Source organism: Butyrivibrio sp. NC2007, assembly GCF_000421405.1.
Lineage (GTDB): Bacteria > Bacillota > Clostridia > Lachnospirales > Lachnospiraceae > Butyrivibrio.
In genome coordinates this window covers 102,008-123,083 of sequence record NZ_ATWY01000006.1, presented here as the reverse complement: position 1 = coordinate 123,083, position 21,076 = coordinate 102,008, and the positions used below count along the sequence as shown (strand labels likewise).

The following is a 21,076-nucleotide window of genomic DNA, read 5'->3' as shown; positions in this document are numbered from 1 at the left end:
ATAGTTGTAGTGATAATTGAAGCATTAGTTTCCTGGGGAGCATCTGTGCTACTTGCATCAAAAGATATTTTTTGGGGGATTGGAGATGATAATAAAAAGAGAAAGCTTGTTTTGATAATCGCTATAACACTACTGACATCAATGCTTCTGTTTTTTAAACTTGGAGTAAAGTTTAGTGATTCAATCGTAGCACCCTTGGGAATATCATTTTATACATTGCAGGCTTTGTCTTATATCGTCGATGTATATAACCGCAAAATTGAGGCCGAAAAGAATCCACTGAAACTACTTGTATTTCTGAGCTTCTTTCCCACCATTACTTCCGGACCAATTTACAGATATACAGATTTCGTTAAATGTTATAATAGAAATTTGACAGAGCTGAAAGCTGAATATTATAATATCGCAAGTGGAATCATTTATGTACTGTATGGCTATTTTTTAAAACTTGTAATAGCTGAAAGGGCAGCAATTCCAGTGAATTATATCTTTGATGAATTTGCTCCGGAGAATTATGGTGGAACAGCTCTTGCGATAATAGCTGCTACCTATTCTGTTCAGATATATGCTGATTTTGCCGGATATTCTGCAATTGTCATAGGGATTGCACAGATTATTGGGTATGACATTCCGGAAAATTTCAAAGCCCCTTATCTTTCCAAAAATATAAAGGAGTTTTGGGCAAGATGGCACATTTCACTTAGCAGTTGGTTAAAAGACTACATATACATTCCGCTGGGTGGAAATCGAAAAGGTAAAATTAGGAAGTATTTCAATATAATGATCACCTTTATAGTGAGTGGATTTTGGCATGGTGGTGGTTTGCATTTTATAGTATGGGGCGCGCTTCACGGTGCGTATCAGATAATAGGCGATATTATTCAGCCATTAAAAAAGAGATTGGCTAATCGGATGGGGTTAGTTGAGAATTCAGCTTTCCATAGACTTATTGAACGCACAGTTACATTTATGCTAGTCACCATTGCCTGGATATTCTTCAGAACAGGGATTAAAGATGCCATACGTATGATAATGCATGTTTTTCTATATCCTCGTGTGGATTATCTAATTTCTGGAGGACTGTGGGAATTAGGGCTATCTCCTTTTGGGTGGATTATGCTTTGGGGTGGCATCCTTGTTATGGTATTGGTTGATAGACTAATGTATAGAGGCTTAAGGATAGACCAAGTAATCTACAATCAAGGGATGCTTGCAAGAAGTGTATCTATTGTTACCATATGCCTGGTAATTCTTATTTTTGGCATATATGGCGATCAGCATGACGCAAGTTATTTTGTTTACAGGGATTTTTAATGAAAGAAACATTTGCAAAAAGAATAATTTCAGTTTTGATGACGGTGGCAGTCGTTATTGCCCTTTTTTATCTATACCTTCCACCTCAAATAAATATTATTGAAAGCATGAATGAGACGGTTGGCAAAGATCGGGTTGACGTACTATGCGTTGGTTCAAGTCATGTTTTTTCAGGCATCAATCCTAAGCAGATGTTTGATGATAAAGGCATAGCAGCATATGATCTTGCAATTGGTTCACAGGCACCATGGCAGTCATATTATTATATTAGAGAGGCGTGCAGATTTCAGAAGCCCAAGCTTATTGTTTTTGACACATATATGGTTGGTGCTTCTAATGCGGACAGTTATCAGGATTATCAGACGGTTAATAACTTATTAGATTGTCCATTATCGCTTAATAAAATATCTGCAGTACTGGCCTCCAAGGCAGATAGTAAACTTAATATTCTGCTGAGATTTCCATATATTTATGATAAATACGAGAATTTTTATAGATTGACGACAGATAAGTTCTACGGCATAAAAGATTACAACTTTGGATACTCGAGAAATGATATTATTGAAGTTTACAATGATGTGGAAGATGTAAGTGAAGTTTCTGAGGTTTTGCCAATAGATCCAAAGAATGAGAAATACCTTCGTCTGATAATAGAGTTTTGCCAGAAGAATGGGATAGATATAGTCTTAACACATACTCCCTGGCCTTGCATTACAAGAGAAACTCAGATGCGCTTCAATAGGGTGGCAGAAATTGCAGATGAATACCATATACAGTTTTTGGATGGGTGTAAACATAGCAAGGAAATTGGAATGGATTACACTACTGACTCATGTGGGGATGGTGGACACCTGAACTATTCTGGTGTCACTAAGTATACTTCTTGGTTAGAGGAAAATCTGGATTCACGGTATTATTTTCAAGATAGACGTGAAGATGCAGAATATGAGGTATATTTGCAAGAGTAATTGGATGATAACAATAAAAGCGGAACAATCGTGTCGCTTGGCAGATCACAATATATTCATCTCTAAATAAGGATTAAATATGGAGCAAAAGAAAAAGTATTATTTATAGTTTCAAGTCTTAATTTTGGCGGAGCTCAAAAGGTAATATCTAATATTACTACAAGTCTTCCTATGGACTATGAGATAGATATTCTTTTGAATTCAGACGAAAATATAGAATATGACTATCGCGGTAACTTGTATTCGTTAAATGTCCAAGAACCAAAGAGTCGTGAAGGCCTTTGATATCAGTTTAAGGTGTTTTGCAAGCGCTTAAGCAAAATCAGACAGTTAAAAAATGGTTATGATAGTGTCATAAGTATATTGACGAGCGCTAATGTTGCCGATGTTTTATGCAAAAACAAAAGATTGTAAGTCAATAATCACCGAAGTTATTATGCCAAGTGAGAATCCTACATTCAAGGAAAAAACATTTGTTACTGCGGGAAGATTGCAGTATCAGAAGGCGCATTGGCATTTAATAAGAGCTTTTAGCAAAATTGTAAAAGATATCCCGGAAGCTCAATTGGTTATTTTTGGAGAAGGCGAGCTAAAGGATATGCTTATGGATTTAATAAAAGCATATAAAATGGAAGGAAATGTGTTTCTAAATGGATGGATGTGATTTAAATAGTGAAAGCAAATACCTGATTAACATAGTTGTTCCTTGCTATAATTGTCAGGAGACGCTAGATTCGACTGTGAATAGTTTGATTAAACAACAAATTCCAAAAGATTGCATTGAAGTACAAATAATCCTTGTAGATGATGGATCTACTGACAGAACTTCAACTATATGTGATAACTATTCTTCAAAATATCAGAATATACTTGTTATTCATAAGGAAAATGGTGGACTTGTAGATGCTTGGAAAACTGGTGTTAGGTCTGCGCAAGGACAATATATAGCTTTCTGTGATTCAGATGATTATATAGATAAAAACTTCGTTAAAACTATTTCTCAAACTATTATTCAATTTAAACCGGAATTGATTGTCTTCGGAATGACATTTGAATATGATAATGGGGATATAATTCACGAGGATGTTTTGTTAAAAAGTGGGTATTATGATAGAACTCAGATAGTTAACGAACTATTTCCTGTTCTCTTATCCAATGGAGATATGCAAACGGAACTATTGCAATCTTCAAGATGTAATAAAGTGTTTGCTAAAAGCTTGTTAGATAAAATCCTTGATGATATTCCAGAAAATGTTTCTTTTGGTGAAGACGATATTACATGTTTTGCAGCGGAGTTGAATACGAACAGTATTTATTGTATTCATGGCTATTATCCGTATCATTATGTTCGCAACACATCTTCTATGATAGGAACTTATGATGTAGATGTTTTTATTAAAATTGAAAAGCTATATAAAGCATTAAAAAAGATATCAGAAAAATATAGATTCAATTATCCGGAGCAGGTTGATAAAGATATACTATCAATCTTATTTGTTTGCTTAAAGAAAGAAATTTGTAAGAATCCGAATGGATTGAAATCCGTTTTAAAACGACTTAATTGTGTCCATGATTCTGAGGCGTTTGTATGCTGCTATGACAAAGAAACGATCAGGAATTATGGCATTTCAAAACGGTTGTTTGCGCTATTATTTTATAAAAAGTGGTTTGTATGTATATATATCATTTCTAGGATCTATGAGGGAATAAGAGGAAGAAATGTTTGATTTGTTTACTTGCATGGAGATGGTAATATATCGGCGATGAATAACTTGATAAGTATACTCCTTCCGGTTTATAATGAGCCATTTGAATGGGTTAGAATAGCTGTTGAGTCAATACTGAATCAGACTTATAACAGAATTGAGATTATACTAATTGTTGATAATCCAGAACGAAATGATATTTGTGAATGGATAAATGGGCTGGGGGAAGATAGAATTGTTTTGGTTCGTAATGAAAAGAATATAGGACTGGTTGACTCTCTCAATAAAGGATTAGGTTTCTGTCATGGCGATTATATTGCGAGAATGGATTCTGACGATATTTCACTGCCCCATAGATTGCAATGGCAGCTATCTTATCTTCAGGAGCATGAATGCGATATTGTTGGCGGGAATACAGTAACTTTTAATGATAGGGATGGTGAACTGTATCACAGTAATTGTCCAGATTCAATAGAGGGTATGCACAAGTTTATATCCTTTGGTGGAAGTATACCTCACCCGACCTGGCTTGTAAAAAAGGGGGTTTATCAATCGCTTGATGGATATAGGCACATTGAGTTCGCCGAAGATTATGATTTCCTGGTCAGGGCAGTCATCGCTGGATACCGAGTCGGATGTGTTAAGGAAATCTGCCTCAGATATAGGCAGAATATTGAAGGAATATCACAGAAGAACAAGGGGCGGCAAAAATATGTTGCCAGATTGATAAGAGATCAGCTTCGAAATAATAAAGAATATTCGTTACAATATATAAATGAGACTATAACCGGAAATAAAAATAGAATAGCCATGTACACGGCGTATTATGAGTTCACGCGGAATGTGAGACTGGCCCTGAAAAAAAGAGATATTTCCAGAATAGTCAAGTTGCTAAAGAAAATCAGAATATCTTTTGCCGGAGTATTAATCGTGGATTTATATGATGATTTGCGAAGAAAATGAATAACCGGATGAAAAAAGACATTTGAATTGAAAGCATATAGTAATGCTTTAAAATATAATGGAGAGTTCTGAATGGAAAAACATAATTTGGGTGACTGGCTTGAAGCTCTTCTTTCAAAAATAGGCTATGGGGCTATTGATCGAAAGAACAAAAGGATAAAAAAAATAGAAGATTCATTAGGTGTCGACTTTGGCGGACAATTATTCCAAAATGATTTGGGCTTTGATGAGAATCAAGGAAATGATTATACTGCAAGCCCTGATTGGATACTATCTGTGTTAGATAGTAGGATTACAAATGAAGATTCAATTGTAGATTTTGGTTGTGGGAAAGGGTATGCTATGTACCTTATGACCCGATTTCCATTTAAGAAAATTTATGGTATTGAGCTGAGTAAGAAACTGTATGAGATAGCTTTACATAATTTTACCGTTTTGAGTGATGAACGTCTTGAAATATGGAATGAAGATGCTACTAATATCAATAGCGATGTGTGGAACAAGCTTATAACATGTAATTATATTTATATTTATAATAGTTTCCCATATGAAGTAATGAAAAAAGTTGTGAAAGAGTTGGAAGATAAAGTGGTTGAAAAGAGTTGGCAAGTTTCGGTTATCTATGTTTCGCCAACGCCTGAATGCAGATTGTTGTTGGATAGAAGTAATTTATTTAAATTGTGTAACAGATATTTTGAAAGTGCCTCAAGTGGAGGAGTTTTCGAGTATCAGAGTCTGATATGATAATACTTATATATGTTAAGGAGATAAAATATGATAAATGTTTATCAACCAAGTTTGGGTAAAGAGGAACTGAATAGAATAGAGAAGGTTTTCGAATCAAATTGGATAGGCAAAGGAAAGCTGGTAAATGAATTTGAGGAGAAATATGCTGCAATGCTTGGCACTGATACTAAGCATGTGATTTCAACAAATTGCTGCACAGAGGGACTGTTTTCGTCAATGCATTTATTGGATGTTAAACCAGAAGATGAGGTGATATTACCAACAATAAGTTTTGTTGGTGCAGCAAACTCAATCTGTGCAAACGGATCCAAAATGGTATTGTGTGATGTGGACCCAAGGACTCTAAACGTTCGAGCCGAGGATATAGAAAAAGTTATAACCAAAAAGACAAAAGCTATTTTGTTGCTGCATTTTGGTGGAATCCCATGTGAAATGGATGATATCATGGATTTGGCAAACAGTCATGGGATTAAGGTAATTGAAGATTGTGCGGCTGGTGTCTGCTCATCATATAAAGGTAGAGCACTGGGCACTATTGGTGATATGGGTATGTGGTCTTTTGACGCAATGAAGATTCTTGTGTGCGGAGATGGAGCCATGCTCTACTTTAAAGACGAAGAGGTCCGTAATCGTGCTGAGAAATGGTTATATTTTGGCCTTGAAACTAAAAGTGGTTACGAAAACAGCGTAGCTCAAAAATGGTGGGAATTTAATATTTCATGTTATGGTCATAGGGCTATTATGAACGATGTTGCAGCGGCTATGGCATTAGCACAATTTGAAAAGTTACCATTGTTTATGGAGAAAAGGAAAGCGGTAAACGATTATTATAATGATAACCTGAAAGAAATAAGCTGGTTAGAGTTGCCGCCTGTACTCCCTGAAAATGTGAAATCATCATATTATTTTTATCACATCCAGATCAAGAATGGAAAACGTGATGAACTAGCCACTTATCTCAGACAAAATGGGATATATACTACATATCGTTATTTCCCCATTCATAGGGTTAAAGGATACAATGTTTCAGGTGAGTTTCCTAATGCAGATTATGCGACAGATAACACATTGTGCCTGCCTATACATCAAAGCCTTAGTGATTCAGATATGGAACTTGTTGTAAATAAGATTATTGAATTTGGAAAACAGTATTGCTGAAATGAAACTTGACACAGTTGATAAGAACCAAAAAAATGATAAGCCAATTGTGCATTTATACATGCGGGGAGCTTGTGGGAATCAGTTTTTTCAATATGCGTTCGCACGAAACCTGGTGGAACAACTAAATGCAGATTTGGAGATTAATTATCACTACGTTAGAATAGATAAAAATCTCTGGGAGGGCAGTGATAATCTATTATGTGATTTCAATGTGATGCCCTATGCTTATAAAACGGGAATTGACAAAGGAATAATAATAATCACTCTCATCAGATGGATTAGGAATGTTCTGAGGCTGAAGGATTTCAGGATTAGGACATATAAAGCTATGGTGAGGTGGGCAGATATTCTGTCAGGATTTGGTATTTATTATTTTGATGCGGCATACTATCCATTTAAACCATGTAATAAAAAGAATATCTATGTATTTGGATACTTTGAGTCTGCTAAGTACTTTGGTGATATTGACGGAAAAATAAAAGAAGAATTGGCTCCAATTCATAATACGCTAAAAAGTAATAGTAAGATGCTGGATACTATTTGCACCAATCAATCTGTGTGCGTGACGATTAAACGGCAGGATATAGAGAATGATAAGATTTCAAGCATCTATGATTACAGTATGGAATACTTTTACAGCGGAATAGAGTATATCAAATCAAAAGTGGAGAATCCTGTATTCGTTATTTTTTCGGATGATATACAATGGTGTAAGAGCAATCTGAGGATTGATGGAACTGTAATATATGAAAATGAGGGAAATCCGATCTGGGAAAAGATTCGCTTAATGTCTTCGTGTAAGCATTTCATAATACATAATTCTACTTTTAGCTGGTGGGTACAACATTTATCTGACAATCCTAATAAAATTGTAATTGCACCAAGTTTATGGATGAAAAGAAATGATCAGCCAATTGATATATATGAGGATAATTGGGTATTCTTGGATGGGTCAGGAAAGATTGCTATGAGTAAAGAAGATAATTATTTTGGATGAGAGTGTAGAATGTTACGACTAATGCGATTGGTTAAGCAACTTTACTACAATTTGGAAGAAATTGATTTGCTACAAAGGATGGGATACAAGGTTAACGGGGCTTCTCCAAAGAAATCAGAAGGGCATAGAAGAATTCGATATCCTTTTTCGGTAGATCATGTGAATTGTATTTCGATAGGAGAAGGAACAGAATTTTTACCGGGCGCTCGCCTTAATATTTATCCGGATAGTACAAGCAATCTTCCTCGTATAACGATAGGAGATAGGTGCTATTTGGGCCATAGAATGTCGATATTTGGTGAGAGTGATGTCGCTATTGGAAATGATGTTTTGTGTGCAGATGATGTCACAATCGATTCTGGAAATCATGGCATTAGTCCCGAAATGAATATTCCATATATGAATCAGCCACTTTCACGTGCATCGGTCAAAATAGGAAACAACTGCTGGCTTGGGGAAAAAGTAATGATATGTGCCGGGGTTACGATCGGTGATGGGTGCGTTATAGGCGCTATGAGCGTTGTGACAAAAAATGTGCCTGATTATAGTATTGCCGTGGGTAATCCTGCCAAAGTGATTAAAAAATATGATTTTGAGAAACATGATTGGATAAGAACTCAATAAGAATCGAATTATTGAGGAATATGGTAATAATGATAAGCAATATCAGGGGAATCGGTCAAATTGTATATGAGGTAGTGTATACATTGAATAAGCACCAAAGGAAGCAAGCCTTGCTGTTATTGGTGCTTATGCTTTTTGCGTCATTTTTTGAATTGTTAGGAGTTAGCGCGATAGTGCCATTTGTTCAGGCAGTGCTCAATCCTCAGGAATTATTGGAAAAGTTTTATGTGCAGGCAATTTGGAATTTCTTTGGCTTTAATGACTATAGTTCACTAATTGTTGTATTAGGAATCGCACTAATAATTATTTATATAGTTAAGAACGCATTTATTATTCTCGTTAACTCAATCAGGATATCTTATGCGATGAGCTGGCAGAAGGATATTTCTGTAAAAATGTTAAAATCGTATATTAAGAGGCCATATACATATTTTATGAATGCTAATAGTGCAGATATCCTGAGGGGGTGCTCCGATGATATTACGCATTTGTATCATGTGTTAAGTGATCTTTTTGTTCTCATAATGGAACTTGCAACTACTCTTGTTATTTGTATTTATTTGGTTATTACGGACGCTTTTACTGCAATATGTGTTATTTTGCTGATACTTATAACAATTTTAGGCCTTATTATGTTTCTTAAGCCAACTGTAAAGCGGCTTGGCAAAGTGGCAAAAGCAGCCATTTCTATGAGAAACAAAAGCATTACACAGACTATCCAGGGTATAAAAGATATAATAGTAATGCAGAGAAAAGAAATATTTGTCGATGCATACACAGAAGCTGCTGAACTGGCACGAGCTACTGACAGGAAATACGCAATAATCCGCGCGTTACCTGACCGCGTGATAGAAGGTATTTGTGTTAGTGGTATTATCGGAGTAGTCTGTATAAGAGTGATGATTGGAGATGATTCCATGACGGAGTTCGTGCCTAAATTATCTGCATTCGCAATGGCTTCTTTTAAAGTACTCCCTTCTGTTGGAAAGATCACTAACGCCCTTAATACTCTGCTATTCTCAAAGGCTATGCAGCATAATGTTTATCTCAATATTAAAGAAGCTGAGCAATATGACAGATTGTATTTGGATGACAATACTGTGGACGATGCACAGCTATTGGCAGAGTATAATATTTATGAGAACAATCCATTTCAGGTTGAATTAAAGAACATAATCTGGAGATATGAAGGCCAGAACAAAGATGTATTAAACAATCTCTCTATATGCATCAATAAAGGTGAATCTGTTGGATTTATCGGACCTTCAGGTGCAGGTAAAACTACTACTGCAGATATTCTATTAGGACTGCTAAAACCTCAAAAAGGCGCGGTCACAATCAACGGAAATGATATATTCGAAATGCCTTATCTGTGGGCGCATATAGTTGGTTATGTTCCTCAAAATGTTTTCCTTATGGATGATACAGTGCGTGCTAATGTGGCGTTTGGCATAAAAGATGTTAAAGATGATGATATATGGGAAGCACTTGAAAGAGCACAGCTAAAACCATTTGTTGAATCGCTTCCACAGGGATTGGACACGGTAGTAGGCGAGCGGGGAATCAAGTTCTCCGGTGGTCAGAGGCAGAGAATCGCTATTGCTAGAGCTCTTTATAACAGACCATTGATTCTTGTAATGGATGAGGCAACAGCATCGCTTGATAATGAGACTGAAAATGCTGTTATGGGGTCTATAGAAGCGCTTCATGGACAGATAACGATGGTTATAGTTGCGCACAGGCTTTCTACAATTAAAAATTGTGACAGAGTTTATGAAATCAAAGATGGTATTGCAAATGATGTTACCGGGCAGGATTTCGGATAAGGATGAGATATGGGTAAGGGAGAATTACAACAGATTCTGTGGAATCAGCAGTATAAGATTTGGAAGAAGGGCAATCTTCAGACAAAGGATATTTTCGATATTCACTATAATGCAAGGCAGAGAAGCTATAAAGTTGGTGAGGTTTATTCAGGGAACAATCTTTACTCAATGGGATATGCCCTAAGGGAGTATAGTGATTATCACAAGCAGATTTATTGTGCCACAGAACATTTTGTTACAGCTGGAAAGACTGATAATGTTGGAGAGTTTAGGGATAACGACAGGAAAATCCTCTTAGTCCCTTCAGATGATAGAAGAAATACATTGCAGCCGCTGACTGATAAGCTGATTATTACCTATGGCCCAGGTGTAATACCTTATACTAAGAATATCTATTCGGATTTAGCAATGCAGGATGTTAAGTCGTATCTAGGCAAAACATTGCTTCTTTTCCCACGACATAGCAGTGATGATTCTATTGTGCTGGAAAACAGAAAAAGATTTGTGGATTATATTAATAACATTGTTGAACAGTACAACTATGATACAGTTCTTTGCTGCTTGTTTTATGTGGATATTACAAGAGGGGCATATCTTGAGTATCAGAAGTATGGATGGATTCCTGTAACGGCAGGACATCAGGCTAATTACGATTTTGGTTATTGCCTGAGAACACTTATTAATCTGTCAGACCACGTTATTATGCAGGGGTATGGATCATCAGCTAATTATGCATTATATCTTAAAAAACCTGTGACGTTTTATTCTGCCAGCAGAAGCGTAAATATAGAAGGAAGAGGCGTTGATCAAGATCATAACGCATGGATGAAACCATTCGAAGAAGAGATGATAGAACTGTTTGGCGATTACAACGAAGAAATAAATGACAGACAGTATTCAAGAGTAAGTGAGCTTTTTGGATTTAATGATGTAAGGAGCCCTGAGGAACTAAAGGCAATATTAGAACTTGCAGCGCAAATTGAGAATAAAAAATGTATTGATGAATCATATATTAGAACACAGCTTACTCAGAAACGCTTTAGTTGTATAGAAAGAATTGTTTCAGATGCACTGAATGTCAGGAACAAGTATTGTAAATGATAAGTTAGCTTAAAGAGGCAGAAGTTATGAATGATAATCCGGCGGTTAGGATTTTGGATTGTACACTTAGGGATGGCGGTCATATTGTTGATGGATATTTTGGTGAAGAAATAATCAGACATGTGATTAAGAAGCTGGTTGAAGCCAAGGTGGACATTATTGAGGTGGGTTTTTTGTGGGAAACCTATCTAGGAAAGGATTATGCAAGATATCATACTATAGCTGATGTGAAGAGAGTTTTGCCGGACGATTTGGGCAACTCAAAAATAAGCCTTATGGCAGATTATATAAATCTGGATCATCTTGAAGATAATGATGGCACAGTTGACTATATCAGATTATCGTTTAAAAGGTTCAGACGTGAGTGGGCATGGAAAACGCTTAAGACGTTACAGGCCAAGGGATACAAGTGCTTCATAAATCCTGTTAATTGTAATGTCTATTCAGATGAGGAATATCTTGAAGTGATTAAAGAAGTTAACGAACTTAAGCCATATGGTTTTTCAATCGTTGATACCTTTGGGGTAATGCGTTTATCAGAATTATCAGCCAGATACTATCTTGTGGAGAATAATCTCGATAAGGACATTGTTATTGGGGTTCACTTACATGAGAACCTTGGACTGGCGTATTCTCTGGCGCAGCATTTTATAAACATTCATTTCCCGAAAAGAAGAATAGTTATAGATGGTTCGCTTCTTGGAATGGGAAGGGTACCTGGAAATCTTTGTATTGAGCAGATTATGGATCATCTTAATGCGAATTATGGCACAGGATATGTTCTAAATGCCGCTTACGATGCAATTGATGATTGTGTTGTTCCTATTAAGAACAGAACCCCATGGGGATATACAATTCCTTATGCTTTGTCTGCGCAGGCTCGTCTTCACAGAACGTATGCTGAGTATTTGATGAAGAAATGGCGACTTAAAACCAGTGATATCCAGAACATTCTTATGGACGTTCCAGTAGAAGAATCGGAACTTTTTAATCAGGAATGCATAGAGAATCTTTATAGGGATTATCTGGATGTTAAGCATGACGATTCAAGTGATTTGCATGAGTTACAGGAAATTGTCATTAATAAGGATGTAGTTGTAATTGCTCCAGGGAAAAGTATTTCAAGTGTTGAAAATAAGCTTAAGCAGTTTGAAAAAGATGGGGCTGTTATTTTTTCAGTTAATTTTACTCCTGGATTTTGCAACCCGAATTTTTCGTTCTTTACCAGCATTAAGAGAATGGAAATAGGGACGGTGGGAAATGCTTATACCAAAAGAATAATAACATCGAATCTGATAAGATATAATGAGAAATACGACTTTGCTATTGAATATGGAAAACTGGCATATCATAAAGAGGCATATAGTGAAGATAGTACGTTAATGCTTATTCACTTATTGCAGTTGCTTGGATGCAATAATATCAAGATTGCCGGATTTGACGGCTTTACGCACAATTCTTCCAATTACTTTTCAGGTGTGCTGGAAAGATTGGAAATGGGAGATGACAAGAATAAAGAGGTAATTGATATTTTGCGTTCTAATTATAAGAATATGAAAATTGATTTCATTACCCCATCAGCTTATAAGGGATACGAGCACATAGAATAATAAAAGATTAAAAGTAGGAGGTAGAGGAGTTATTACTCCCAAGACAGAAAATGAAAATAATCGGTGTTATTCCTTCACGTTACAAATCATCAAGATTTCCAGGGAAGCCACTTGCGTCCATAAATGGTAAACCAATGATTTGGTGGGTTTATCAGCAGGCGATGAAGGCAAAGGGGATAGATGAGCTTGTAGTTGCCACAGATGATGAACGTATTTACAAAACATGTGAAGAATATGAAATGAATGTAATGATGACATCTGATGACATTGTGACAGGAGCTGACAGAGTTGCAGAAGTTGCAGAGAAAACAGATGGAGATATATATTTGAATATTCAGGGAGATGAACCGCTTATTCAGCCTGAAGCAATAGAGCAGGTAATCGACGTAATTGTAAAAGATGAATCTGTTTATTATTTGGGACTAAGAACCTCTATCGATAGTCAGGAAGAGTGGCTCAAGCCCAATACGGTAAAAGCTGTAACTGATAGCGACGGAAACGCGTTATATTTCTCCAGATCTCCAATTCCATATAATGATTATACTAAATCATATAGAGTGCTTGGTATTTACGGATATAGAAGAGACTTCCTTATTGCATTCAAAAAGCTAGGGCTTTCACCTCTTGAAAAAGCAGAGAAGGGCGTTGAAATGCTGAGGGCAATGCAGGCAGGATACAAAGTTAAGCTTATTGATACTACTTATCATACGATTGGAGTTGATCTTCCCGAGCATATAAAACTTGTGGAAGATAAGATGAAAGAGTTGAATTGGTAAACTAAATATGAAGCGTTTAATCATAGTAGGCAATCCCTTTCAGTTAATGATGGCGCTGTTTTTTCAGATGCGTTTTTGGAACACTGGCACTGATGAAACGGATATTCTACTGTTCAGAAGTATAGTGGGATGTGAAAAACTAAGACAAAAGCTCATCGAATCGAGTTTGTATAGAAATGTCATATTATTGAATGAAACAGCACCTAAAGGAAATCGAATAAGAAAAATATGTGAATTGTTTTTTATGATAATCGGACATGGTGACCGGATAAGCTATATAAGAGAAAGCGAATTAAAGAATAGCGATTATGACGAGGTATGGTATTACAACTACTGTCCATGGTTTTATGGAATATACGATCTCATGCTTTCTAAAGGCAAAGAAGTGAATTGTGTTGCATTTATGGAGAGCGTATTTACATATACTTATCTTCGCAACGGAGAACTCAAGCCACCAGTATGTTTTAGGGAAAAAGTACTACGCAAAGGACGGAAAGTCTTTCATAAATGGGTACATTATCCGTATACCGGAGATGTATATGTTCAGTTTCCTGACATGACAGATGATGATTGCAGTAGAGTTATTCATGAATTACCAGTGCTTTCGCCTAATGACACGGAATACATTGATGTTGTAAGCAAGGTGCTTTCAACTCCTAAACTTATTGATCTTCCACGGTATATTTTTATGGCATCATCTTTAGAATTTGATGGGTTCGGAGAAGGTGAGACAGATTTAATAATAAAGGTTGCGGAAATAGTTGGTAAAGACAATATCATTGTAAAACTTCATCCAAGAGACAAAAGAGGCATAATTGAAAATGCAGGAATACGTGTTATGGAGTCCAGCAATGTATGTTGGGAGGCCATACAGCTGACCAATAGCTTTTACGATAATGTCTTTTTGACTGTTGCTTCAGCAAGTATTGTAAATGCTGAACTTTTCTCAAACATAGGCATTACAGCTTTTTATTTATATCCACTTATTAGAAAGATGACGCCCACATTTAGTGAGTATTGTCATAACAGTGTAGGAGCTACGATTGAAAAGGCACATTTGAGCGGCAACGCATTAGATACTATTGTGATTAACTCTGAAAATGAACTGTATGAGGTGTTAAAAAAATAATATGAAAACCGTTGCACTTATTCCAATTAAAATGAATAGTAAACGAGTTCATAATAAGAATATAAAACCATTCTTTGATGGAACTCCATTAATACATTTTATACAAAGAGCATGCCTTGACTGTAAGAGTATTGATGAAGTATATGTTTATTGTTCTAACGAAGCAATTGTTGAGTATTTGCTTCCGGGAGTGAATTTCTTAAAAAGACCCGAATATCTCGATGGTGACAACATTAATGCCAATGATTTTATTCGAGAGTTTATGAATACCATAGACGCGGATATCTATGTCAACGCACATACAACATCTCCTTTTGCTAAATCAGAGACGATAGATGATCTGATTCAACATGTGGCAAGTGGGGAATATGATAGCGCCTTTTGTGCTGAGAATATCAAGACATTTTTATGGGAAAATGGAAAGCCTATAAACTTTGATCCGGATCACTTCCCACGGACTCAGGATCTGCCTGATATCTATGGTGAGACATCAATTGCTTACGTGTTTACAAAAGATAGTTTTATTCGTAATAACAGACGTTTAGGCCAGAAACCATATATCAAAGAGGTCGGCAAGATTGAAGCAATGGATATTGATTATCCGGAGGATTTTGAGATCTGTAATGCCATATACAAGGAGATTTTGAAAAGATGAGTGTATTTATAACCGATTGCACTATCAGGGATGGCGGATATTTGCTAAACAAGAACTCGGACCCGGCGTATATTAAAGGCATAATCCAGGGGCTTGTAGATGCCGGAATTGACTTTGTAGAAACAGGCTTTTTACAGAATAATAGTGCAGGTGAGTCATTGGTCTATCATGATTCAACTGATGTGATAAAGTATCTGCCAACTGACAATCTCAATACACATTATCTGGGTTTTTGCGATAATAGCAGATATTCATTGGAAAATCTGAATACATATGATGAAAGATCTTTTAAATGGCTTAGAATATCTTTTGCTAAGCATGAAATAGATGCTTCTCTGACATTTTGCGAAGGAGCTATGAAAAAAGGCTATCTTGTACAGTTTAACCCAATGGATACGATCAGCTATACTGCTTCTGAAAGGGAAGAACTGATAAAGAAAGTAAATAAAGTTTTGCCGGCAGCTTTTTCAATTGTCGATACATTCGGGGCAATGTATATCGATGATCTGAAAGAGATATTCAAACAGTTCGATGAACTGCTGGACAAAAGAATAATTATTGGTCTTCATTCCCATGATAATCTTGGATTATCATGTGCTTTAGCAGAAGAGCTTATTACATTGGCCGCTGAAAGCGGAAGAGATGTCAGCGTGGATGGCTCATTGTTTGGAATGGGAAGAGGCGCTGGTAACGCACGTACGGAACTACTTGCTGATTATCTGAACAAGAAGTTTAATAAGAATTATAATATTGCTGCGTTGATTGATACAATTGAACGGTACATTATCCCGCTGACAGATTCTGTTAAATGGGGTTATGATCTACCGATGTATGTCTGTGGAACTAAGCATGCTCACGTTGATAATGTATATCATCTTAGGAAGAATTACTCATGCTCGGCTAAGCAGATGTATGAGGTGCTCGGCGAGATGACAGTTCCGCAGAGGACAAGATACGGAAGCAGTTATTCGAAAAGCGATTTCACTATTCTAGACGAAGCGTATAAACAGTATATCTCAAAATAAAAAGGATATCTTATGAATTGTTCTGAGTACTTAGTAGATTTTCTAATAAAAAAGGGTGTCAAAGATGTTTTTGGATTTTCCGGGGGATATATAGTTCCGTTCATGGATGCTCTTTACGCCAGAAAAAATGAGATAAATGTACATGTCTGCTATAACGAGCAGGGATGTGCTTATGCTGCTGATGGATATGCCAGAATGAATGGACATTTAGGCGTATATTTTACCACTTCAGGACCTGGCGCAGTAAATGCTTTTGGCGGATTGGCGGATGCATGGTTCGATGGTGTGCCCCTTATGGGAATTTGCGGTAATGTTCCGACCAATGAACAGCGGGGGTATTCAGGGGTTAGGCAAAATGGATTTCAGGAAATGGAAATAGTTTCTATGACCAAACATATTACCAAATATTCCGTTTCTCCTAATCATGCTGATTCATTTCCTGATATTGTTTCCAGAGCATATAACCTAGCGACTACTGGAAGAAAGGGGGGAGTTCTGATTGATTTTCCATTTGACATCCAAAAAGCCGGTATTGCTTATAGGTAACGGAGTAAGATCAGCCGGGGCATCACATTTAGTATATGATTTTATAGAGAAGACAAAGATTCCCGCATTGACGACAATGAACGCTGTCGATTTGGTACAGGATAAGTATAGAATTGGATTTATTGGAACCTATGGTAATCGTGTTGCCAATATGATACTCAATGAGTGCGATTTTGTTATTTCCGTTGGGGCAAGATTAGGACTCAGACAAATCGGACACAAAAAAGAATTATTTGCTCCCAATGCTAAGCTTGTTCGAGTAGATATTGATCAGTACGAACTGGGACGACAGATAAAAGATGATGAAGAAGTATATCCTTTGGATGCAAAGGACTTTATGGAACGATTGTTGGAGGAGGATATACCTTCTTTTGATATATGGAATAAAAAATGTTTTGAGGCAAAAGAACTATTGGAAGGATATGATGATCTTGAGGGAAATCTATGTATAAAGAAGCGCTTTACGGATGAAAAGCTTGCCGAGATCAATGAAATGATCATCAAGAACAATAAGCATGACGATGACAACACTCCTCCTGATAGTAATGGAGATAACTCTGATAATCATGACGATGCAGGCAATGATAATGATGGAACACTCATCATTGATGCCAGCTGCGCTCCTCAGAATATAGCCTTTCCTCAAGATGTTAATCTCTTGAATGAAGCAAGAGAAAACCTTGAAGAGATCATCATCTCTATCTGCTATGTGTACAACCTCAAAAGACCAAGGATGTACAGGAAAAACGCCAGAAAAGATTACCTTTCTCTTGCCAAGAGTAAGAAACGTTCTGCTAAAAAAGATTCGCAAAGCACTGAAGAAACAGCTGCAGTACATACGCCGTGACAGAGGTTATATCGACTGGCTCGCAGGTTATGGATACACACACAACGAAAAACAGGCAGCACTTCTTGAAGCACTTGATAAGCTTGTTGAACAGCAGCAGTACATGTATGACAACAAGATTCATACCGTTGAGAACAGGATTGTAAACATCTCGCAGTCATACATCAGGCCTATTGTCAGAGGAAAAGCAAATCGCCTACAGAGTTTGGAGCCAAGCTTGATCTTAGTGTTGAAGATGGCCTTGGAAGGCCTGGCAAGAATGCTGTTATAGACAAGCGCACAGAGTACATTGACAGTGTAGACAGAATCGAAGTTGAGCGTAAGTTCGGATTGTCAAAGCACAGCCATGGGCTAGGCCTTATCATGACAAAGCGTGAAGATACCACACGCAGCTCGATTGTGCTGTCAATCATCTCAATGAACCTGGATAGCCTGCTAAGGCTTTCTTTATTCAAAAAATTGATTTTGATTATTTCAAGGTACAATTGTTGTTATATTTTATGCGAAAGCGTCGGCTGAAAAAACAGCCGGTTGCTGAGCATACACTAAGTAAGAAATAGAAAGAAAATGGATTTGTATGAGAATTACTGATAGAAATAAATGGGTGTTATTATCAATCATTACATTTATCCAAGTAATGATAATCATATATTGGGGGGCACATAAAGAGAATTTGTACTGGGATGAGTACTTTACACTTGAGAAAGCTCATTATGCCTCAAATTCTACAACATATGATCACTATATTACTGATGAGGAATGGTATGGGTTCGAAAAGTGGTTGCCGCTTTCAAGAGTGCAGGAAACTCTTGTTGTCACAAAAGAAGAGTCAGTAATCAACGACCCAATTATTGATACTATTAAAAAAATTTTTACGAGACATAATTATCCTGTTTTTCTTAATCTGGCAGAGACTATTCTTTCTCCCGGGGAATTATCAATATGGCCTTCTATTATTTTGAATATTATTTTCTTTGTATTAAATCAGTTTGTGGTATTCAAATTGTGTCAACGGTTATCGAATAATCAGGCTTTTTCAATTGCAGCATGTGCTTTCTATGGATTTAGCAGCATGTGTATTTCAATGACGATTTTTGTAAGATTTTATATGTTGGCAACGCTTTTGGTCAGCCTTTTTACATATCTTCATTTAGTATATTTTGATGATGATAAATATGATATCAGAGGGTATGCAAAGAGGATTATGTTGCTGATACTAATGGGTGTGTCGTTACTATTGGCATATAATGATGCGCAGTATTCGATAATTTATGCTGCTTTCTTTGTAATCTCTTTTTCCGTAGTATTGTTCATAAAAAAAGGAGTTAAAGAAGGATTCCTTTACGCTATACCTGTATATGGCGGTGGATTATTTTACTTGGCAACTCGAACAGAATACCTAAATATATTGTTCGATTTTGAAAATGTATATGCGGGGTCAGAGGGGGCACTTGCTTCTACATTAGATGAAATTGCTGGATTTAGGCTTTTGTATTTACCGGGAAGAATATCGGATATGGCTTTTATTTTTGGTAAATACGTATTTGGAAGTTTTTTTGTTATGCTTGCGGTTATCGTAGTTGTCATAGTCGCGATGATATTACGAGTAGCTAAGGCCAATAAAGAATCGGATGAAAATGATGACTATTTTTCGCCGTTTATTCTTGCTATTATAGGTGGAACTATGGCTTATATAGCCTTTTTTACAATATTTGGTTTATATGAGCAGGTAAGATATATTTCCTTTGTCTTTCCGGAATTAGCTATTATAGTTATTTATGTGGTTTTTTGCGCTATTAGAAAAGAAAAACTCAAGTATTTTCTGGTTGTTGCACTTATTATTTTGGAAGTACTCAGTGTCAATATCAAGGGTAAAGTTGACAACAAGTATACCGGAGACAGGGAGAACCTTGAAAGGATACGCAAGTATAATGCTGATTCGTTACTCTTATATTCGGGTGCCCACACTACATTCATTACTTATCAGGCGGCGCTGATGGCAGATGAGAATGCTGAATTCTATGCATATACAAAAGATATTGATGGTTCAATAGAGCATTTGAGAGCTCAGCTTAGAGATAATATGCTCCTTGTCGGGTATCATGGTGTGGATAAGCAGGATGTGCTTGACCTTTTGGAAGAAGAAGGCTATAAGGTTGAATGGCTAGGCGATACATATCAATTCAACGTACATTCAGCGGTTCGCCAGAAGTGAGCAGGAACAAATACTAATACTTATACATGGACTGAGGATTTGCTAATGATAACTTGTATCAGCTACGGTGATAGGAAATATAGAGACACTGCCAAGGTTAACCTGGAATCAGCAAAATTACATGGTGCAGACAATACTATATTGTATGGTCCGGAGAAACTTCCGTTATCCTTTAAACTTAAGAATTGGCGAGTATACTTTGCTAGATCTGGTAAGAGACTAAGGTGGAGAGGCGCCGGTTTTTGGGTCTGGAAGCCTTATGTGATTTTGCAGACTCTTAAGCAGATGAAAGATGGGGACTATCTTATATACTCTGATGGTGGATCAGTGTATGTTAATAATATATATAGTCTGATTGACACGATGAAACGTGAAAACAGCTCTGTTCTGGTGTTTTCACTATCTTTGATTGAAAAGATATATACAAAACGAGATGCGTTTATTCTTTTAAACGCAGATGAGCTTAAGTATACTGACACAAATCAGAGAATAGGAGGTTATATAGTACTGAAAAAGAATGATGAGTCAATAAGTTTTGTCGAGGAGTGGTTGAGTGCTTGCTGCGACTTCAGAATGATCACCGACAGCAGGAATAGAATGGGGAAAGACAACTATCCCGAATTTATTGATCACAGGCACGATCAGTCACTGTTAAGTCTTATATCTAAAAAGCATGGTATAAAGGAGTACAGAGATCCGTCACAGTGGGGAAATGATGAATCAAAATGGACTAAAGATGTTCTTGAGAGGAGTACGTATCCTCAGATATGGTATTCTACAAGAGACAGAAATATAAGATCCATGGAAGATTTCAATAGAAAAGTTCCTAATCCGTTTATAATTCCGGAATAAGAATAGAGAAGAGA

At 36.6% G+C, this 21,076-nt stretch carries 19 protein-coding genes and 2 pseudogenes; all 21 read left to right on the top strand.

The window, feature by feature from the left end; all coding sequences use genetic code 11:
• Positions 1 to 45 precede the first annotated feature (45 nt).
• The 21 genes and pseudogenes from G632_RS19080 to G632_RS21010 all read left to right on the top strand — a co-directional run bounded on the left by G632_RS19080 (position 46) and on the right by G632_RS21010 (position 21,062).
• Positions 46 to 1,314, top strand: a complete 1,269-nt coding sequence (locus G632_RS19080; protein WP_155828857.1) for an MBOAT family O-acyltransferase — start codon at positions 46 to 48, stop codon at positions 1,312 to 1,314.
• The gene (locus G632_RS0106660) at positions 1,314 to 2,282 is read left to right on the top strand and encodes a hypothetical protein (RefSeq protein ID WP_022768246.1); all 969 of its coding nucleotides are present in this window, start codon (positions 1,314 to 1,316) and stop codon (positions 2,280 to 2,282) included. The genes G632_RS19080 and G632_RS0106660 overlap by 1 nt, the downstream gene beginning before the upstream one ends.
• A 436-nt stretch (positions 2,283 to 2,718) precedes the next feature.
• The gene (locus tag G632_RS0106655) at positions 2,719 to 2,946 is read left to right on the top strand and encodes a glycosyltransferase (protein ID WP_196802275.1); all 228 of its coding nucleotides are present in this window, start codon (positions 2,719 to 2,721) and stop codon (positions 2,944 to 2,946) included.
• On the top strand, positions 2,933 to 4,009 hold the full coding sequence (locus G632_RS21035) for a glycosyltransferase family 2 protein (RefSeq protein ID WP_022768244.1): 1,077 nt from the start codon (positions 2,933 to 2,935) through the stop codon (positions 4,007 to 4,009). The genes G632_RS0106655 and G632_RS21035 overlap by 14 nt, the downstream gene beginning before the upstream one ends.
• Positions 4,010 to 4,045: 36 nt before the next feature.
• A complete protein-coding gene (locus G632_RS19070; RefSeq protein WP_022768243.1) occupies positions 4,046 to 4,951 on the top strand; it encodes a glycosyltransferase family 2 protein in 906 nt (301 codons plus the stop codon).
• 72 nt (positions 4,952 to 5,023) lie between these two features.
• Positions 5,024 to 5,695, top strand: a complete 672-nt coding sequence (locus G632_RS0106640) for a class I SAM-dependent methyltransferase (RefSeq protein WP_022768242.1) — start codon at positions 5,024 to 5,026, stop codon at positions 5,693 to 5,695.
• Between the two features lie 30 nt (positions 5,696 to 5,725).
• Positions 5,726 to 6,856: a DegT/DnrJ/EryC1/StrS family aminotransferase gene (locus G632_RS0106635; RefSeq protein WP_022768241.1), complete on the top strand. Its 1,131-nt coding sequence runs from the start codon at positions 5,726 to 5,728 to the stop codon at positions 6,854 to 6,856.
• Positions 6,837 to 7,856, top strand: coding sequence for an alpha-1,2-fucosyltransferase (locus G632_RS0106630; protein WP_022768240.1), 1,020 nt, complete (start codon positions 6,837 to 6,839; stop codon positions 7,854 to 7,856). Before G632_RS0106635 ends, G632_RS0106630 begins: the two co-directional genes overlap by 20 nt.
• Before the next feature lie 9 nt (positions 7,857 to 7,865).
• Positions 7,866 to 8,480, top strand: a complete 615-nt coding sequence (locus tag G632_RS22420; RefSeq protein ID WP_022768239.1) for an acyltransferase — start codon at positions 7,866 to 7,868, stop codon at positions 8,478 to 8,480.
• Positions 8,462 to 10,306, top strand: a complete 1,845-nt coding sequence (locus tag G632_RS21025) for an ABC transporter ATP-binding protein (RefSeq protein ID WP_022768238.1) — start codon at positions 8,462 to 8,464, stop codon at positions 10,304 to 10,306. The genes G632_RS22420 and G632_RS21025 overlap by 19 nt, the downstream gene beginning before the upstream one ends.
• A 9-nt stretch (positions 10,307 to 10,315) precedes the next feature.
• Entirely contained in the window at positions 10,316 to 11,407 is a 1,092-nt protein-coding gene (locus G632_RS0106615) for a hypothetical protein (RefSeq protein ID WP_022768237.1), read from the top strand.
• A gap of 26 nt (positions 11,408 to 11,433) precedes the next feature.
• On the top strand, positions 11,434 to 13,017 hold the full coding sequence (locus tag G632_RS0106610) for a 4-hydroxy-2-ketovalerate aldolase (protein WP_022768236.1): 1,584 nt from the start codon (positions 11,434 to 11,436) through the stop codon (positions 13,015 to 13,017).
• Between the two features lie 50 nt (positions 13,018 to 13,067).
• Positions 13,068 to 13,793, top strand: a complete 726-nt coding sequence (gene kdsB / locus G632_RS0106605) for a 3-deoxy-manno-octulosonate cytidylyltransferase (protein WP_022768235.1) — start codon at positions 13,068 to 13,070, stop codon at positions 13,791 to 13,793.
• Positions 13,794 to 13,980: 187 nt separating this feature from the next.
• Complete coding sequence (locus G632_RS0106600) at positions 13,981 to 14,922, top strand: hypothetical protein (RefSeq protein ID WP_196802274.1); 942 nt, start codon at positions 13,981 to 13,983, stop codon at positions 14,920 to 14,922.
• A gap of 1 nt (position 14,923) precedes the next feature.
• Positions 14,924 to 15,577, top strand: coding sequence for an acylneuraminate cytidylyltransferase family protein (locus tag G632_RS0106595; RefSeq protein WP_022768233.1), 654 nt, complete (start codon positions 14,924 to 14,926; stop codon positions 15,575 to 15,577).
• Complete coding sequence (locus tag G632_RS0106590; protein ID WP_022768232.1) at positions 15,574 to 16,602, top strand: hypothetical protein; 1,029 nt, start codon at positions 15,574 to 15,576, stop codon at positions 16,600 to 16,602. The genes G632_RS0106595 and G632_RS0106590 overlap by 4 nt, the downstream gene beginning before the upstream one ends.
• Positions 16,603 to 16,614: 12 nt before the next feature.
• Positions 16,615 to 17,148 (top strand): thiamine pyrophosphate-binding protein, encoded by a 534-nt coding sequence (locus G632_RS0106585; RefSeq protein ID WP_022768231.1) that lies wholly within the window; start codon positions 16,615 to 16,617, stop codon positions 17,146 to 17,148.
• Positions 17,102 to 17,437 (top strand): annotated as a pseudogene (locus G632_RS22305) (thiamine pyrophosphate-binding protein); the annotation flags it as partial. The gene G632_RS0106585 and the pseudogene G632_RS22305, both read left to right, overlap by 47 nt.
• Before the next feature lie 162 nt (positions 17,438 to 17,599).
• Positions 17,600 to 18,514 (top strand): annotated as a pseudogene (locus G632_RS22300) (transposase); the annotation flags it as partial.
• Positions 18,515 to 18,572: 58 nt separating this feature from the next.
• Entirely contained in the window at positions 18,573 to 20,210 is a 1,638-nt protein-coding gene (locus G632_RS0106570) for a hypothetical protein (RefSeq protein ID WP_022768228.1), read from the top strand.
• Positions 20,211 to 20,255: 45 nt separating this feature from the next.
• Positions 20,256 to 21,062 carry a hypothetical protein gene (locus G632_RS21010; RefSeq protein ID WP_022768227.1) on the top strand — a complete coding sequence of 269 codons (807 nt, stop codon included), beginning with the start codon at positions 20,256 to 20,258 and terminating at the stop codon, positions 21,060 to 21,062.
• The last annotated feature ends 14 nt before the right edge of the window (positions 21,063 to 21,076 follow it).

Coding starts and splice junctions, on each gene's coding strand:
- G632_RS0106660 (WP_022768246.1), top strand. CDS start 1,314: ATGAAAGAAACATTTGCAAAAAGAATAATTTCAGTTTTGATGACGGTG.
- G632_RS0106655 (WP_196802275.1), top strand. CDS start 2,719: ATGCCAAGTGAGAATCCTACATTCAAGGAAAAAACATTTGTTACTGCG.
- G632_RS21035 (WP_022768244.1), top strand. CDS start 2,933: ATGGATGGATGTGATTTAAATAGTGAAAGCAAATACCTGATTAACATA.
- G632_RS19070 (WP_022768243.1), top strand. CDS start 4,046: ATGAATAACTTGATAAGTATACTCCTTCCGGTTTATAATGAGCCATTT.
- G632_RS0106640 (WP_022768242.1), top strand. CDS start 5,024: ATGGAAAAACATAATTTGGGTGACTGGCTTGAAGCTCTTCTTTCAAAA.
- G632_RS0106635 (WP_022768241.1), top strand. CDS start 5,726: ATGATAAATGTTTATCAACCAAGTTTGGGTAAAGAGGAACTGAATAGA.
- G632_RS22420 (WP_022768239.1), top strand. CDS start 7,866: ATGTTACGACTAATGCGATTGGTTAAGCAACTTTACTACAATTTGGAA.
- G632_RS0106615 (WP_022768237.1), top strand. CDS start 10,316: ATGGGTAAGGGAGAATTACAACAGATTCTGTGGAATCAGCAGTATAAG.
- G632_RS0106610 (WP_022768236.1), top strand. CDS start 11,434: ATGAATGATAATCCGGCGGTTAGGATTTTGGATTGTACACTTAGGGAT.
- kdsB (WP_022768235.1), top strand. CDS start 13,068: ATGAAAATAATCGGTGTTATTCCTTCACGTTACAAATCATCAAGATTT.
- G632_RS0106595 (WP_022768233.1), top strand. CDS start 14,924: ATGAAAACCGTTGCACTTATTCCAATTAAAATGAATAGTAAACGAGTT.
- G632_RS0106590 (WP_022768232.1), top strand. CDS start 15,574: ATGAGTGTATTTATAACCGATTGCACTATCAGGGATGGCGGATATTTG.
- G632_RS0106585 (WP_022768231.1), top strand. CDS start 16,615: ATGAATTGTTCTGAGTACTTAGTAGATTTTCTAATAAAAAAGGGTGTC.
- G632_RS0106570 (WP_022768228.1), top strand. CDS start 18,573: ATGAGAATTACTGATAGAAATAAATGGGTGTTATTATCAATCATTACA.
- G632_RS21010 (WP_022768227.1), top strand. CDS start 20,256: ATGATAACTTGTATCAGCTACGGTGATAGGAAATATAGAGACACTGCC.